This is a genomic window from Roseovarius bejariae, assembly GCF_009669325.1.
Classification (GTDB): domain Bacteria; phylum Pseudomonadota; class Alphaproteobacteria; order Rhodobacterales; family Rhodobacteraceae; genus Roseovarius; species Roseovarius bejariae.
In genome coordinates this window covers 2,205,249-2,219,348 of sequence record NZ_SZWE01000001.1, presented here as the reverse complement: position 1 = coordinate 2,219,348, position 14,100 = coordinate 2,205,249, and the positions used below count along the sequence as shown (strand labels likewise).

Annotated in this window: 13 protein-coding genes and 1 riboswitch; of the genes, 2 read left to right on the top strand and 11 right to left on the bottom strand. The window is 64.0% G+C overall.

The genetic code is table 11. The features are described 5' to 3' along the window. Genes FDP25_RS10640 through FDP25_RS10630 form a run of 3 tightly spaced genes read right to left on the bottom strand, consistent with a single transcriptional unit; the run spans position 1 to position 1,402 of the window. Entirely contained in the window at positions 1-504 is a 504-nt protein-coding gene (locus tag FDP25_RS10640; RefSeq protein ID WP_154151520.1) for a hypothetical protein, read from the bottom strand. 46 nt (positions 505-550) lie between these two features. Then, positions 551-1,234, bottom strand: a complete 684-nt coding sequence (locus tag FDP25_RS10635; RefSeq protein ID WP_154151518.1) for a CbtA family protein — start codon at positions 1,232-1,234, stop codon at positions 551-553. Positions 1,235-1,237: 3 nt separating this feature from the next. After that, positions 1,238-1,402: a CbtB domain-containing protein gene (locus tag FDP25_RS10630; protein WP_154151517.1), complete on the bottom strand. Its 165-nt coding sequence runs from the start codon at positions 1,400-1,402 to the stop codon at positions 1,238-1,240. Between the two features lie 35 nt (positions 1,403-1,437). After that, a riboswitch (cobalamin riboswitch) is annotated at positions 1,438-1,659 on the bottom strand. Between the two features lie 296 nt (positions 1,660-1,955). Here FDP25_RS10630 and smc point away from each other — a divergent pair. Together smc and FDP25_RS10620 are read left to right on the top strand one after the other, a co-directional pair. Next, a complete protein-coding gene (gene smc / locus FDP25_RS10625) occupies positions 1,956-5,411 on the top strand; it encodes a chromosome segregation protein SMC (protein WP_154151514.1) in 3,456 nt (1,151 codons plus the stop codon). Between the two features lie 440 nt (positions 5,412-5,851). Further along, entirely contained in the window at positions 5,852-6,463 is a 612-nt protein-coding gene (locus FDP25_RS10620; protein WP_246175818.1) for a hypothetical protein, read from the top strand. Here the strand turns inward: FDP25_RS10620 and FDP25_RS10615 are convergent. The 8 genes from FDP25_RS10615 to hflK all read right to left on the bottom strand — a co-directional run bounded on the left by FDP25_RS10615 (position 6,446) and on the right by hflK (position 14,072). Next, entirely contained in the window at positions 6,446-7,615 is a 1,170-nt protein-coding gene (locus FDP25_RS10615; RefSeq protein WP_154151512.1) for a lytic murein transglycosylase, read from the bottom strand. The two genes, FDP25_RS10620 and FDP25_RS10615, sit on opposite strands and share 18 nt — an antisense overlap. A gap of 79 nt (positions 7,616-7,694) precedes the next feature. After that, on the bottom strand, positions 7,695-8,606 hold the full coding sequence (gene cbiB, locus FDP25_RS10610; RefSeq protein WP_154151510.1) for an adenosylcobinamide-phosphate synthase CbiB: 912 nt from the start codon (positions 8,604-8,606) through the stop codon (positions 7,695-7,697). Beyond that, the gene (cobD, locus tag FDP25_RS10605; RefSeq protein WP_154151508.1) at positions 8,603-9,556 is read right to left on the bottom strand and encodes a threonine-phosphate decarboxylase CobD; all 954 of its coding nucleotides are present in this window, start codon (positions 9,554-9,556) and stop codon (positions 8,603-8,605) included. Before cobD ends, cbiB begins: the two co-directional genes overlap by 4 nt. After that, on the bottom strand, positions 9,543-9,917 hold the full coding sequence (locus FDP25_RS10600) for a DUF1636 family protein (RefSeq protein WP_154151506.1): 375 nt from the start codon (positions 9,915-9,917) through the stop codon (positions 9,543-9,545). Before FDP25_RS10600 ends, cobD begins: the two co-directional genes overlap by 14 nt. A 133-nt stretch (positions 9,918-10,050) precedes the next feature. After that, positions 10,051-11,469 (bottom strand): DegQ family serine endoprotease, encoded by a 1,419-nt coding sequence (locus tag FDP25_RS10595; RefSeq protein ID WP_172982815.1) that lies wholly within the window; start codon positions 11,467-11,469, stop codon positions 10,051-10,053. Positions 11,470-11,659: 190 nt separating this feature from the next. Then, positions 11,660-11,857, bottom strand: coding sequence for a DUF2065 domain-containing protein (locus tag FDP25_RS10590; RefSeq protein ID WP_154151502.1), 198 nt, complete (start codon positions 11,855-11,857; stop codon positions 11,660-11,662). After that, positions 11,854-12,903, bottom strand: a complete 1,050-nt coding sequence (hflC, locus tag FDP25_RS10585) for a protease modulator HflC (RefSeq protein WP_154151500.1) — start codon at positions 12,901-12,903, stop codon at positions 11,854-11,856. Before hflC ends, FDP25_RS10590 begins: the two co-directional genes overlap by 4 nt. Further along, complete coding sequence (hflK, locus tag FDP25_RS10580; protein WP_154151498.1) at positions 12,903-14,072, bottom strand: FtsH protease activity modulator HflK; 1,170 nt, start codon at positions 14,070-14,072, stop codon at positions 12,903-12,905. The genes hflC and hflK overlap by 1 nt, the downstream gene beginning before the upstream one ends. Positions 14,073-14,100 lie beyond the last annotated feature (28 nt).

Sequence of the window (14,100 nt, the reverse complement as noted above, 5' to 3'; positions counted from 1 at the left end):
TCATTCGATTTCAATCGTTGTCGTGGCCTCGATGGGAGTACCGTCGATGGCCAGTTGGCTGTGATCATTGGCGTTGAGGGTGACGCGCACCTCATGGGTGCCGATGGGCAGCGCGTTCAATTGCGCCCAAGGGCTGTAGGCGCGGGGCTGTTTCACCCCGTTGATATAGATATGCGCGTGGCCGTGGCCGGGTTCGTGCGGGCCGTTGACGCCTGCGGGGTCGAAAGTGAAATTACTGGTTTCGATATGCAGGTTGCGGCTTTGGTCGCTATCGGGGTGGATCGACAGGGCCAGTGTCGGGGTCGGCGTGCCAGCCTCGGTCAATTTTGAATGATCGTGGCCCGATATATCGCCCTGACCGTGATCATGGGCGGCATGGTCGTGGGCGGTGTCGCCTGTGTGTTCATGCCCTTCCAGTTGCGCGCCGGTACTGGCGGCGACCAGAAAGCCAAGGCCGGTGCCGAAGAACAGGCCGATCAACAGGAAGATGAAGGTGCGTGGCATTTCGTTCCCCTTAGTGGCCCCGGCAGCGCACCGCCGGGGGTATTTGTCACGCTTGTGCGTTATCGTCACTGGCCCAGAAATGCCCGGCGAAAAGGCCCAGCATCGCCCAGGCCGCCATGCCCACCGCCAAGGCCCGCGAGGCGAACAGCGAAGCGAGTTCCGGCGGTACGGGGCCGGTGAAGGACTCGGGGTGTGGCGCACCGATGACATGCGGCGCCAGCAGCAGGATCACCGCCGCGCCCCATGCACCCCAACCGCGCCCGAAGGCGATCAGGCCAAGGCCCGCCGCCGTGGCAATCACCGTCCCCCACCACCAGATCTGGCGCAGGGTGAGATCTGTATAAGCCACGCCCGGAACCTCGGGCGGCAACGAGGCAGCGGGCGCGAAATGCACCACGATGAACCCCGCGAGGCCCCAGATCAGGCCGCTGCGCGCGGTGATCGTCACCCCACGCTCGGCGGCAAGCGCCATGGCGCCCACAAGGATAAGCCCATAGCCCACGTAGATCAGGGCCGAGAACAGCAGGCTCAGGCCATCGCGCATCGGGTTGAACCCGGGCAACTCGGGCGTGGCACTTACGGCCTCCCCTCCGAAATGCACCAGGTCACCGCCCTCGTAGAGTTCGGCATGAAGCAGAACCGGCTGCACGAAAACGAACTGCAACGCGGCCGCAAGCAGTCCCGCGCAGAATCCAGCGAACAACGCGCTGGTCAGAATTTTCTGAAACATGGTTCAGTGGCAGGGAAAGCCGGTTGCGTGACGCACGTCGTGGGCGGCGTCATGCAGGGTGGCCGCTTGGACGTGGCCAGCGATGGTCACGATTCCGATGCCCAGCCCCATGGCGGCGACGATCGACAGAATGGTGGATTTGGCGGCGGTTTGAGCCAATGCAGTCATAGTCAGTTCTCCTTTTTACCTCTCACCCGAGGGGTCTGGTTTCACATGCAAAGGCTGGTCTCCTGGCTTGCGGGTCGTTGCCTGACTGCCGCCTTCCCGGCCCGGATGGACCAGTGGCATAATGGCAGGGGCTCTCCGCTTACAGTCGCGGGGGCGGCTGACGATTGGGCGCCCTGTTTGGGTCCACCTGCACGTCATTCCCAATTCATCCCAAGGCGCTTTGCGCCCATTCGGGAACCTTTACGTGATTTTGTATGACCGGCACACTCGTACCCGTCAAGACGATTTGCGACGGGTTGCTTTGCGCGCACGCCATGTGTCCGGTGTTGCACTACTAGCACCAAATGGCAGGGAATCGGCCACGCACAGGGCCCGTCTTTGAGTCTTGCTTATCACTCGACCCCCCCATGTCAGGCGCCAAATGCTCGGAATTTCGCGCATATCTTGTGGATAACTCACTCCCAAACGCCATATACAGGGGTTCTGCATTGACAGGCCGCCCACCCGCCCGTCACATTTCCCTTTAACCGGAATCACGCCGCCCGAGGTGCCCTTGCAGTTTTCAAAACTCAGACTGACAGGCTTCAAAAGCTTCGTGGACCCCACTGACCTTTTCATCGCCGACGGGCTGACGGGGGTCGTGGGGCCGAACGGCTGTGGCAAATCCAACCTGCTTGAGGCGCTGCGCTGGGTCATGGGGGAAAACCGGCCCAAGGCGATGCGCGGCGGCGGTATGGAGGACGTGATCTTTGCCGGGGCCTCCTCGCGACCGGCGCGCAACTTTGCCGAGGTGTCGATCCATATCGACAATTCCGACCGGCTGGCACCCTCGGGGTTCAACGACAACGATCAGCTTGAGATCGTCCGCCGCATCACCCGCGACGTGGGCAGCGCCTACAAGGTGAACGGCAAGGATGTGCGGGCGCGCGACGTGCAGATGCTGTTTGCCGATGCCTCCACCGGGGCGCATTCCCCCGCGCTGGTCCGGCAGGGGCAGATCAGCGAGTTGATCAACGCCAAGCCCAAGGCGCGGCGGCGCATCCTTGAGGAAGCCGCCGGGATTTCCGGCCTCTATCAACGCCGCCACGAAGCGGAATTGAAGCTGAAGGGGGCCGAGCAGAACCTTGCCCGCGTCGATGACGTGATCGAACAACTGGCCGGGCAACTGGCGCAACTGGCCCGCCAGGCCAAGCAGGCCGCCCGCTACCGCGCCATTGGCGAGGAATTGCGGCAGGCCGAAGGGCTGTTGCTGTATCGGCGTTGGAAAGAGGCCGACGAGGCCCGCGCCCGGGCCGAAGAGGAATTGCGCGAGCGTACAACTGCCGCGTCACAGGCCGAAGCCGCCGCACGCGAAGCCGTCAAGGCCCGCGCCAAGGCCGAAGAATCCCTGCCGCCCCTGCGCGAGGAAGAGGCGATTGCGGCCGCGGTCCTGCAACGCCTTCAGGTGCAACGCGACACCCTCAACGACCAGGAGGAAAACGCCCGCGCCCGTATCGAGACGCTGCAAAACCGGATCGAGCAGTTGGGCCGCGACATCGAACGTGAATCGGGCCTCAACCGCGACGCAGGCGAAACCATCGAACGGCTGGAATGGGAGGCCCGCGAACTGGCCAAGGCGGGCGAAGGCCACGACGAGAAGCTGGCCAATGCCGCCGAAGCGGCGCGCGAGGCGGCCCAAGTCTTGCAGGATCGCGAAACGCAGCTTTCGGAACTGACCGAAGACGTGGCCCGCCTTGCCGCCCGCCACCAATCGGCCCAGCGCCTTGTCGCGGACAGCCGCAAGACCCTTGAGAAAAGCGAGGCGGAAGCGACACGCGCCCGTCAGGCAGCCGAACAGGCGCAGAATGCCCTCGATCAGGCGGGGCGCGACCATGACGCCGCGAAAGCCGCCGAGACGGCCGCCGTCGAGGCCGCGCAAGCCGCTGAAGACGCCCTGAACAGGGCCGAGGAGGCCCGCTCGGAAACGCAGGCCCGCGAAACCACGGCCCGTGCCGAACGGTCCGAGGCCGAGGGCGAGGTCAACACCCTGTCCGCCGAGGTCACGGCACTGGCCAAGCTGGTGGACCGCGACACCGCCGAGGGCGGCCAGATCCTTGACCGTCTTCAGGTGGAACAAGGCTTTGAAAAGGCGCTGGGCGCGGCCCTGGCCGATGACCTGCGCGCGCCCGAAGTGGACGGCGACGGGCCGTCGGGCTGGATGGTGCTGCCCGGCTATCAGACCGAGCAAACCCTGCCCGAAGGCGTGACCGCCCTGAATCAGCATGTCTCGGTGCCCGAGGTCCTGTCGCGCCGCATGTCGCAGATCGGGCTTGTTGACCCTGACGACGGCCCGCGCCTGCAACCGCTTCTGAAACCCGGTCAGCGGCTGGTCACCCGTGAGGGGGATCTCTGGCGCTGGGACGGCTACCGCGCTTGGGCCGAGGATGCGCCCTCCGCCGCCGCCCTGCGCCTGCAACAGCTTAACCGTTTGGAAGAGTTGAAGCAGGAACTGGCCCGCGCCACCGCCCGCGCCGAAGGCGCCGTGCAGGCGCATGACACCCTGCGCGCCAAGCTGGCGGAATTGACCGAGGCCGACCGCGCCGCGCGCGAGGCTCGCCGCGCCGCCGACGCCGAGTTGAACCAAGCCAACCGCGCCCTGAGCCGTGCCGAGGCCGACCGCAACCTTGCCCAGTCCAAGCTGGAATCCATGGGCTTGGCCGTCACCCGCCACGAGGAAGAAGCGCTTGCCGCCCGCAAACAATTGTCCGAGGCCGAGGCCGGGTTGAACGGCTTGGGGGATCTGGAGGCCGCGCGCAGCGATGTGGAAGACGTCAAGATGACGGTCGAGGCCGCGCGGATGACCATGATGGCCAAACGCTCGGGCCATGACGAAACCCGCCGCGAGGGCGAGGCCCGCACCCGCCGGTCGCAGGAAGTGACCAAGGAAATCAGCGGCTGGCGCCACCGCCTTGAAACCGCCGAAAAGCGCAGTGCCGAACTGGCCGAACGCAAGGCCGCCTCCGAGGACGAACTGACCGAGGCCAGCGCCAAACCCGAGGAACTTGCCGCCCGCCGCGATGAACTGGGCCTTGAGATCGACAAGGCCGAGGCGCGCCGCGCCGAGGCCGCCGACAAACTTTCCGCCGCCGAAGGAACCACGCGTGAGGCCGTCGCCGCCGAGCGCGAGTCCGAGCGCACGGCATCCGAAGCCCGCGAGGCACGCGCCCGATCCGAAGCGCGCAGCGATGCCGCCCGCGAAGCCCGCGATTACGCCGCCGAACGTATTGCCGAGGAACAGGACACCACGCCCGACTCCCTGCTTGAACAGTTGGGCGCCGACCCCGAGAAAATGCCCGCGTCAGAGGCCATCGAGGCGGATGTGAACCGCCTCAAACGCCAACGCGACGCGCTGGGGGCTGTCAACCTGCGGGCCGAGGAAGATGCCCGAGAGGTCGAGGAAGAGCACGACGGCCTGCTCAAGGAAAAGCAGGACCTCGAAGAAGCCATCAAGACCCTGCGCAATGGCATTGCCAGCCTGAACCGCGAAGGGCGCGAACGGCTGCTGACCGCCTTCGAGCAGGTGAACAGCAACTTCTCGATGCTCTTCAAGCACCTCTTCGGCGGCGGCGAAGCCAATCTTGTCATGGTCGAAAGCGACGATCCGCTGGACGCGGGCCTTGAGATCATGTGCCAGCCACCAGGCAAGAAGCTGGCCACCCTGTCGCTTCTGTCGGGGGGCGAACAGACGCTCACCGCACTGGCCCTGATCTTTGCCGTGTTCTTGGCGAACCCCGCACCAATCTGTGTACTCGACGAGGTGGACGCGCCTTTGGACGATGCCAACGTGGGCCGTTTCTGTGACCTGCTGGACGAGATGTGCCGCCGCACCGAAACCCGCTTCCTGATCATCACCCACCACGCGGTCACGATGAGCCGGATGGACCGTTTGTTCGGGGTGACGATGGCTGAACAAGGCGTCAGCCAATTGGTCTCGGTCGACCTCAAGAAAGCCGAAGCGATGGTGGCTTAAACCGGCTTTTCCCGAAAATTTTAAACTTCCTTTAAGCCGCACCTCTCAGAATGCCGTCACTGCGATCCTTCGCAGTGAAAGGAGGTGAGGACACTGACAGAAAAATCCTTTCGGAAATGGATGGTTACCTTGGCGGCAGCAACGCTGCTTCTTGCAATCATCCGTCTTTGGATAGGGCGCTAGACCTTTGACAAAGAAAGACCCTGCGGAGCGGCAACTCCGCAGGGTCACTGATTTCAGGTGAAGACACTGAAAACCCTTTCGATATAGTCACTATGATGCGCATTCCTTACCAAAAAGTAAAGCGCGCCGCCCAAACATGGTTAACACCTGCTGTCCCGCTTGGGTCACATCGGCGTGGGTTAAATACACGCTCACTCGACAGGCGGGGCACGGCGGGCTAGCACGTTATGCAACTACGATATCCAAGGTGAACCGCCATGATCGCACCCCGCGCCCTGCGTTTCCTCTCATTTCTGGCGCTCGGCCTCTTGGTGGCCTGCGCCCATGCCCCCGGCCCCAACGGCCCGCCCCCGGGCACGCCGCAGGATGTCGCGCAACTGGCACAGGCCATTCGCCAACTCGGCCCGCAGGTGGCCCCCGAAGAGGCCCAGCGTGCGGCACGGGTCACCTACGCCTACACCCACCAACTGGCGCAGGAATACCAGATCACCGATCCGCCGCTGATCCATAACACCAAGGTCAACATGGGCACCAAGCCGCGCGGGTTATGCTGGCATTGGGCCCGGGATATCGAGCTTCGCCTGCGCAAGGAAAACTTCCAGACGCTCGATTTGCACCGCGCCGTAGCCAACCACAACAACCTGTTGCTGGAACATTCCACCGCCATCATCAGCAGCAAAGGCGACAGCCTGCACGACGGCATCATCCTTGACCCATGGCGGCAGGGGGGCGTGCTCTTCTGGTCCCCCACGCGCGAAGACACCCGCTATACGTGGTACTCCCGAAATCAGGTTCTGGCCGAGAAACTGGGCCATGATCGCTCGGTCCGGTTTCTCACCTATGAACCGGAACTAGAGACGGTGGAGTAACCCCCGCGTCGGCCAGGCATCGGCGGGCAGGCCCAGCTTTTCTTGCACGTCCTGCACGGCGGCACGGGTCCCCGCGCCAAGGATGCCATCCACCTTGCCCACGTCATAACCGCGCGCCGCCAGCTTCTTCTGAAGCTGCTTCATCTGCGCCCCCGACAGCCCCGGCGCGGGATTGCCCGCGTCGAACACCGGCGCGCCTTCAAGGCGGTTGGCGAAATAGGCCGCCGTCAGAACATAGGTAAAGCTCTGGTTCCATTCGAAATAGACGTGGAAATTCGGATAGGCGAGAAAGGCAGGCCCGCCGCGCCCCTGCGGCACGATCAGGTTGGCGGGCAACCCACCGGCAATTTGCCCATGCCGGGGGCGCACCCCCATAGCCGCCCAATCCGAGGCGCGCTTGGTGGTGCGCAGCCCGGTCAGCGACCAATCCATATCGGCTGGCACGGTGACCTCCTGCAGCCAAGGCTCATTCGGGCGCCAACCCAGGGAACTGAGCATCTTGCCCCCCGACATCAGGGCATCCGGCGCCGAGCTTTTCAGGCGCACATGCCCATCTCCATCGCCATCGACACCGTTTTCGATGATGTCCTCGGGCAGCATCTGCACCATGCCGATCTCCCCGGCCCATGCGCCGGTGGTGCGGGCGGGGTCGAAATCGCCGTGGGTGAAAAGCTCAAGTGCGGCAAAAACCTGTGGGCGGAACAACTCGGGGCGGCGGCAATCATGCGACAGCGTCACCAGCGCATTGAGCGTGTTGAAATCCCCCTGAAACGCGCCATAGTCCGTCTCGAATGCCCAAAAGGCCAGCAGAACGCCGCGATCAATTCCATAGCTCGCCTCGATCCGGTCGAACACCGCATCATACCGCTTGGCCATCTGGCGGCCCTTGTTAAGACGGCCCGAACTGATCAAACGCCGGGCGAAATCCACGAAGGGCAGTTGAAACACGCCTTGCCGACGGTCGGCCTTGATGACAGACGCATCGCGGCGGACGGGCGCAAAGAACCGATCCACCGTGCCCCGGTCATACCCGCGCGAGACAGCCTCGGCCTTCATGTCGTTCACGAAGCCCTGGAAATTGCCGCCACAGGTCTGCGCCATGGCCCCACCTGCCAGCATCATCAGGCCCGCCGTCATCGAAAGAAATCGCATGGGATACCCCGTTTTGTTCATCGTTCCCGCCACCCTAGGCGAGGTGACGGGTAAGAGAAAGGCAAGGGAATCCTTGCCTCTATGTACACAGGCCAAGCAGCAGAATAACGCCCAAGGCCAGCCCCCAACTGCGCCACAACGCGCCGCAACTGGCCTCGATCTCTTGCGCGCCGATCTGCCGTTTTCCCATGGCGTTGACGAAGGGAAATTCGCGCATCCGGCCCTCATAGGCACGCGGCCCCGACAGCGCCACGCCAAGGACCCGCGCCATCGCCGCCTCGGGCCAGCCCGCGTTTGGGGACCTGTGCAGGCGTGCATCGGCGCGCACCGCGCCAAAGCCCTGCCAGCGCCCATGGCTCAGCCAGATCAACCCGGCGGTCAGACGCGCGGGAATGACGTTCAGCAGATCATCGAACCGCGCCGCGGCCCAACCGAATTCTTCGTGCCGCGGCGTGCGGTAGCCGATCATGGAATCGGCGGTGTTGGTGATCTTGTAAAGCAAAAGCCCCGGCAACCCGCCGATCAGGAACCAGAAGGCCGGGGCGATCACCCCGTCGCTTTGGTTCTCGGCCGCCGATTCAATCGCCGCACGGGCCACGGCGGGGCCCTCCATCGCGGCGGTGTCACGGCCCACGATCATCGCCACGCTGCGCCGCGCCTCGCCCACCGACAAGCGCAGGGCGCTGGCCACAGCGCGCACATGGGCGACAAGCGAGCGTTGCGCCAACAGAACCGCCACCACGATCACCTCGGCCAGCGGGCCGAAAACCTCAAGCACCATCCCGAGGACAACCGCGCCCACAGCCATTGCGACCATGGCCAGAACGCCCTTCAGCCGCCGCGCCTCACCCTCGTTCAACACCCGGTCGCACCAGCACACCACGCGCCCCATCAAGACCGCCGGGTGCGGCACCCGATCCCAGATTGCGCGCGGCTCGCCCACGAGGGCGTCAAGCACCATGGCAAGGGCAAGCACAAGGGCGGCAGTCATAGCGCGGCCTCCAAACGGCTCCATTGCCCCGGCGCGGGCAGGCCCAGCCGCAGCCATGTCTTGGAATAGGGAAACACGCGGCTCCAGATATGGTGTCGCGCCAAGCGTTCTTGCCACGTTTTTGCGTCGTCCACCTCGTACAAACGAAACAGCGACGTCCCGCCTTCGACCCGCGCCCCGGCGCGGATCATCAAGGCATCCAACCGCGCGGCATCTTCATTGAGGCGCACGCGGGTGTCCACCGCCCAATCGTGATCGTCCAAGGCCGCCGCGCCAATCGTCAATGCCGGCCCGGACACCGCCCAAGGCCCCAGTGCCGTGGCGAGTTGCGCAATCACATCAGGCGTCGCGATGGCAAAGCCAAGGCGCATCCCCGCCAGCCCCCAGAACTTGCCGAAACTCTTCAATACCACCACGCCGGGGCGCGTGGCCTCGTGCACCCAGGTCCGATCCGGCCAGACATCGGCGAAGCTTTCATCGACCACTGTCAGCGGGGCACCAAAGGTTTCCTCGGCATACCAATGGCCCGTGGGGTTGTTGGGATGGACGATCACCCGCGCCGTGGCCCCTTCCTCGCCCATCTCCCAGCCATGGGCGGCAAAAGCGGCGGCATGTTCATTATACGTGGGTGCAGGGATATCGACCCGCCCCGCAGGGGCCAGCGCAGGGATCTTGGCAATCAGGCTCGACGCCCCGGGCGCGGCCAGGATCGCCGCGTCGTCCGGCACATGCCAATGCCGCCGCGCGGCTTCTAACACTGCATCCTGCGCGGCACGGTCTGGCAGGGCTGTCCAGGCTTCCTGCGGGATCGTTGGTGCGGGATACGGCACCGGGTTGATACCCGTCGACAGGTCAATCCAGTCTTCGCGCCCCCCGCCATAGTCGGCCACGGCGGCATCCAGCCCCCCGCCATGATCGCGCGGCACCCGCACCGCCTCAGCCCTCGGCATCCGGCAGCGGCGGGTGGCGGGTCACGAAATGCCCCTTTACCCCCTGCGGCCATTCGCGGAACGGCACCCGGCCCGTGTCGCTTTGGGCGTGCATCTCGGCATAGTCCACGATGGCCTGCGCGGCCTCTTCGCCCGGTTCGAACCGCCCAAGCGTATAGGCCAGCTTGCCACTTGCCTGAATCGCGACGTTACAGCCATGCGTACAGCCCATCAGGCAAGACACCCGGCGGGTCTTTACGTCCCGTCCCTCGGCCACACGTTCCACCAGTTCGGCCAGATCTTCGCCATGGGTGCGGGCATGGGTTTCGGCGCTCCAATCCTCGCGCTTACAAGTGTCACAAACGGTGATCCATGTGGTCATCTCGGGCGATCCTCAGTGATCCTTTTGCCGTCTTTCAAACCGATATTGCCCGGTCACGCAACAGACCTCCGCGCAGCGGCATAAAAAAGGGCGCCCCGAAAGGCGCCCTTTTTGGTCATTGCACAAATGCGTCTCAGTCTTCGCTATCCAGCGGCAGCGCCACGAAGCGCGGCTCGCCGGCACGACGCACCAGAAGCAGGATGGATTTGCGGCCGGCGTCTTCGGCATCGGCGATGCGATCCTCGAAGTCCCCGATCGAGTTGACCTTCTGCTGGCCCGCCTCGGTGATCAGATCCCCGGCGCGCAGCCCTTTTTCATAGGCTTCCGACAGGTTATCGACATCCGTGACCACAAGGCCCGTCGCCTCGTCGCCCAGATCAAGCTGACCACGCAGTTCCTCGGTCAGGGTGCTGACGGTCATGCCAAGCAGTGCCGATTCCGACGCCTCGGGTTCCCCACCCGGCTGTGCGGCGGGCACGGCGGCTTCGGCGGCCTCACGGCGGCCAAGCGTCACCTTGAGGGTTTGGGTCTTGCCTTCACGGAACACCACCACGCGGACGGTCTTGCCGACTTGCGTGTTGCCCACCTGGCGCACAAGGCCCCGGGTGTCGTCCACCTTCTGGCCGTCAAAAGACAGGATCACGTCACCCGATTCCATACCGGCCTCGGCGGCGGGACCTTCGGGAACGTCCGTGACAAGCGCGCCGCGCACCTCTTCAAGGCCCATGGCCTCGGCCACGTCATCGGTCACGTCCTGAATGCGCACACCAAGCCAACCACGGCGCGTTTCGCCGTATTCCTTGAGCTGGTCGACCACACGGGTCACCACGTTCGAGGCCATCGAGAACCCGATCCCGATCGAGCCACCAGTCGGCGACAGGATCGCCGTGTTCACGCCGATCACCTGCGCGTCCATATTGAACAGCGGCCCACCCGAGTTGCCCCGGTTAATCGCCGCGTCGGTCTGTATATAGTCGTCATAGGTGCCGCTCAGGGCCCGGTTACGGGCCGAAACGATCCCGGCAGACACCGAGAATCCTTGTCCCAGCGGGTTGCCCATGGCCATCACCCAATCGCCTACGCGGGCGGTATCGCTGTCGCCAAAGCTGACATAGGGCAGCGGCTCCTCGGCCTCGACCTTCAAAAGCGCAATGTCGGTCTTGGGGTCAGTGCCGACAACCTCGGCCTCCAACTCCTTACCCGAGAAAAACTCGATGATGATTTCATCGGCGGATTCGATAACGTGGTTGTTGGTCACCACGTAACCGTCCTCGCTGATCACGAAGCCCGAGCCCAGCGCCGAGGTCCGGCGCGGACGGTCCCCCTGACCACTGCGGTCACGGAATTCGCGGAAAAAATCTTCGAAGGGCGACCCCTCGGGCACGATGGGCGAGGGGCCCGCCCCCTGCGCCACCACGGTTGATGTGGTGATATTCACCACTGCCGGACTGACCTTGTCGGCCAGATCGGAAAAGCTTTCCCGGGCCTGCGCCACCATGGCCTGCGCCACGATAAGCATCGCGGTCAGAACCGTCAGGTAAAACGCCCGCATGATCCCGGACCTGTCTTGGTTGAGTGCTACGGATTTGGCTGTCACCTTGGATCTCCTTGCCTGTGTCCGAATATGTCGCCGGGTCTCCAGCCCCCGAGCGATCCATGTATGGCATGTAAGGTCGCCATCTCGGATCGCAAAACAACGCAACATGGTGTCACGTGCATGTGAACCGCTTGTGACCCGTTAATCAAGCGCCCAGTGTCTTGGCGGCCCAGACCATCACGGTTCCAATCGCCAGACAGGCCAAGCCGAAAAACCGGCGCTGGTCCTCGCTCAGGGCCTGCAAGGCCACAAGCAGTTGCTCAATGATCGAAGGGGCCAGCGCATAGACCAGCCCCTCCACGATCAATACCAGCCCAAGGGCCAGAAGCGCCGTCTCGATCAATTGGTCGCCTCGGTCCCTGTGCCCTGATCTTGTCCGGCCTCCTCGGCGGCGCCTTCTTCTTCAAGTCGCTGGCGTTCCAGTTCCGGAAGGTCAGGCGAGATTTCAAGATCGGGCGCCATTTCACGCAGGCGGTCGATGTCGATATCGTCAATCGCTACTTCCCGCAGGCCATCCGCGCGGATCGAGCTGAACAATTCGGCCAGGAACTCGCTGTCCGGCGAGAAGACGAGAGTCGAGTTCTGTCCTTGCAGGGACCGTTCCAGCGCCGTCAGGGACCGGTAGAAGGCGAAGAACTCGGGGTTGTTCCCGAAGGCTTCGGCATAAATCCGGTTCCGTTCGGCATCCGCCTCACCCCGGGTGATCTCGGCCTCGCGTTCCGCCTTGGATACGGTCTCGACAACCGTCCGGTCGGCGGCGGCGCGCACACGCTGCGCGGCCTCGTTACCACGAGCGATCTCATCCGCCGCCTCGCGTTCACGCTCGGCGCGCATCCGGGCAAAGGTGGCGTCAAGGTTCTGCTGCGGCAGGTTGGTCTGCTTCAACCGCACGTCCACGATGGCCAACCCAAGGCTTTCCGCACTGTCGCGGGCATTGGCACGAATACGGCGGGCCAGATCGCCCCGTTGCGGCGACAGGATCGTGTCCGACGTGACCTCGTTCTCACCCAAAACCTCGCGGATCTGCGCGTTCAGGATCGACGAAAGGCGATCTTCTGCGGCACGGATACCACCGACGCCCACGGCCTGACGGAACTGCACCACATCCGAGATGCGATACCGCGCGAAAGCGTCCACCACGAGGCGGCGATCATCCGACGGCGTGACCTCGATCGTGTCCGTGTCGAACGACAGGATACGATCGTCGTATTTCACGACCTCCTGAATGACCGGGATCTTGAACCCAAGGCCCGGTTCCTCGACCACCTGACGGATCTGGCCGAATTGCAGGACAAGCGCCTTTTCGCGCTCATCCACGATGAAGATCGACGACAGCAGGCCGATGACGGCGACCACCGCGACCGGCAAGAGAAGTGCGGATTTACGCATCAGTTCGAGCCCCCGTTGCTGGTGTTGGAGGACGCACCGCCACCGCGGCGCAGTTCATTGAGCGGCAGGTAGGGCACAACGCCCTGACCACCTTGGGTGGCGCCGCTGGTTTCATCGATCAGCACCTTGTCAAGCTGGCCAAGCGTCCGCTCGATCGTTTCAAGGTACAGACGGCGCTGCGTGACTTCGGGGGCGCGGTTGAATTCCTGCGCCACCGCCACGAAGCGGCTGGCTTCACCGATGGCTTCGTTGACCACGCGGGCGCGATACGCCTCGGAATCCTCGATCACCTGTGCAGCTTCACCGCGGGCCTCGGCCAGAACGCGGTTGGCATAGGCATCGGCCTGACGTTGCAGACGGTCACGTTCCTGTTCGGCGGCCTGCACCTCGCGGAAGGCGTCGATCACCTCGCGCGGCGGGTCGGCGGTATCAAGGTTCACCCGTACGATATTGATGCCGCTTTCATAGTCGTCCAGCGTCGCCTGGATATTTTCCCGCGCGGTATCGGCGATGATCCCCCGATCCCGGTTCAGGATCGGCGCAAGGTTGGTCGCCGCGATGATCTCACGCATGACCGATTCGGACACGGCCTGCACCGTCAGCTGCGGATCGCGGATGTTGAAAAGAAGCTTGGAGGGATCGTTGATGTTCCAAACCACCTGAAAGTCGATATCGACGATATTCGCATCAGTGGTCAGCATCAGGCCATCGCCTCCACGGCTGATGCCGATATCCTCGGTGCGTTCCGATGTGACGTTGATCACGTCATAAGTCACGAACGGCCAAGGCGCAAAGTTCAGACCCGGATTGCCGGTTGCGTATTCCTTACCAAGCAGCAGCTCGACCGACTGCTCTTCGGGCTTCACGGTGTAAAAGCTGGCCGCGGCCCACAAGACGACAGCAATCAAAACACCCAGAAGTATGCTGCCACGCCCAAACGACGGGCCTCCGCCGCCTTCACCGCCACGGCCGCCACCGCCGCCGCGCCCACCCATGAGCACGCGCAACTGGTCCTGACCTTTTTTTACAAGCTCGTCGATCTCGGGCATCTGCGGCGGGCCGTCGTTGGGGCGTCGCCCGCCCCCTCCGTTATTGCCGCGGCGGCCATCATCCCCGCCGCCGCCTGAATTTCCGCCGCCGCCCCATGGGCCGCCAGACTGTCCAGCCATATAAACTCTTCCCTTGTTGTGCCGTCTC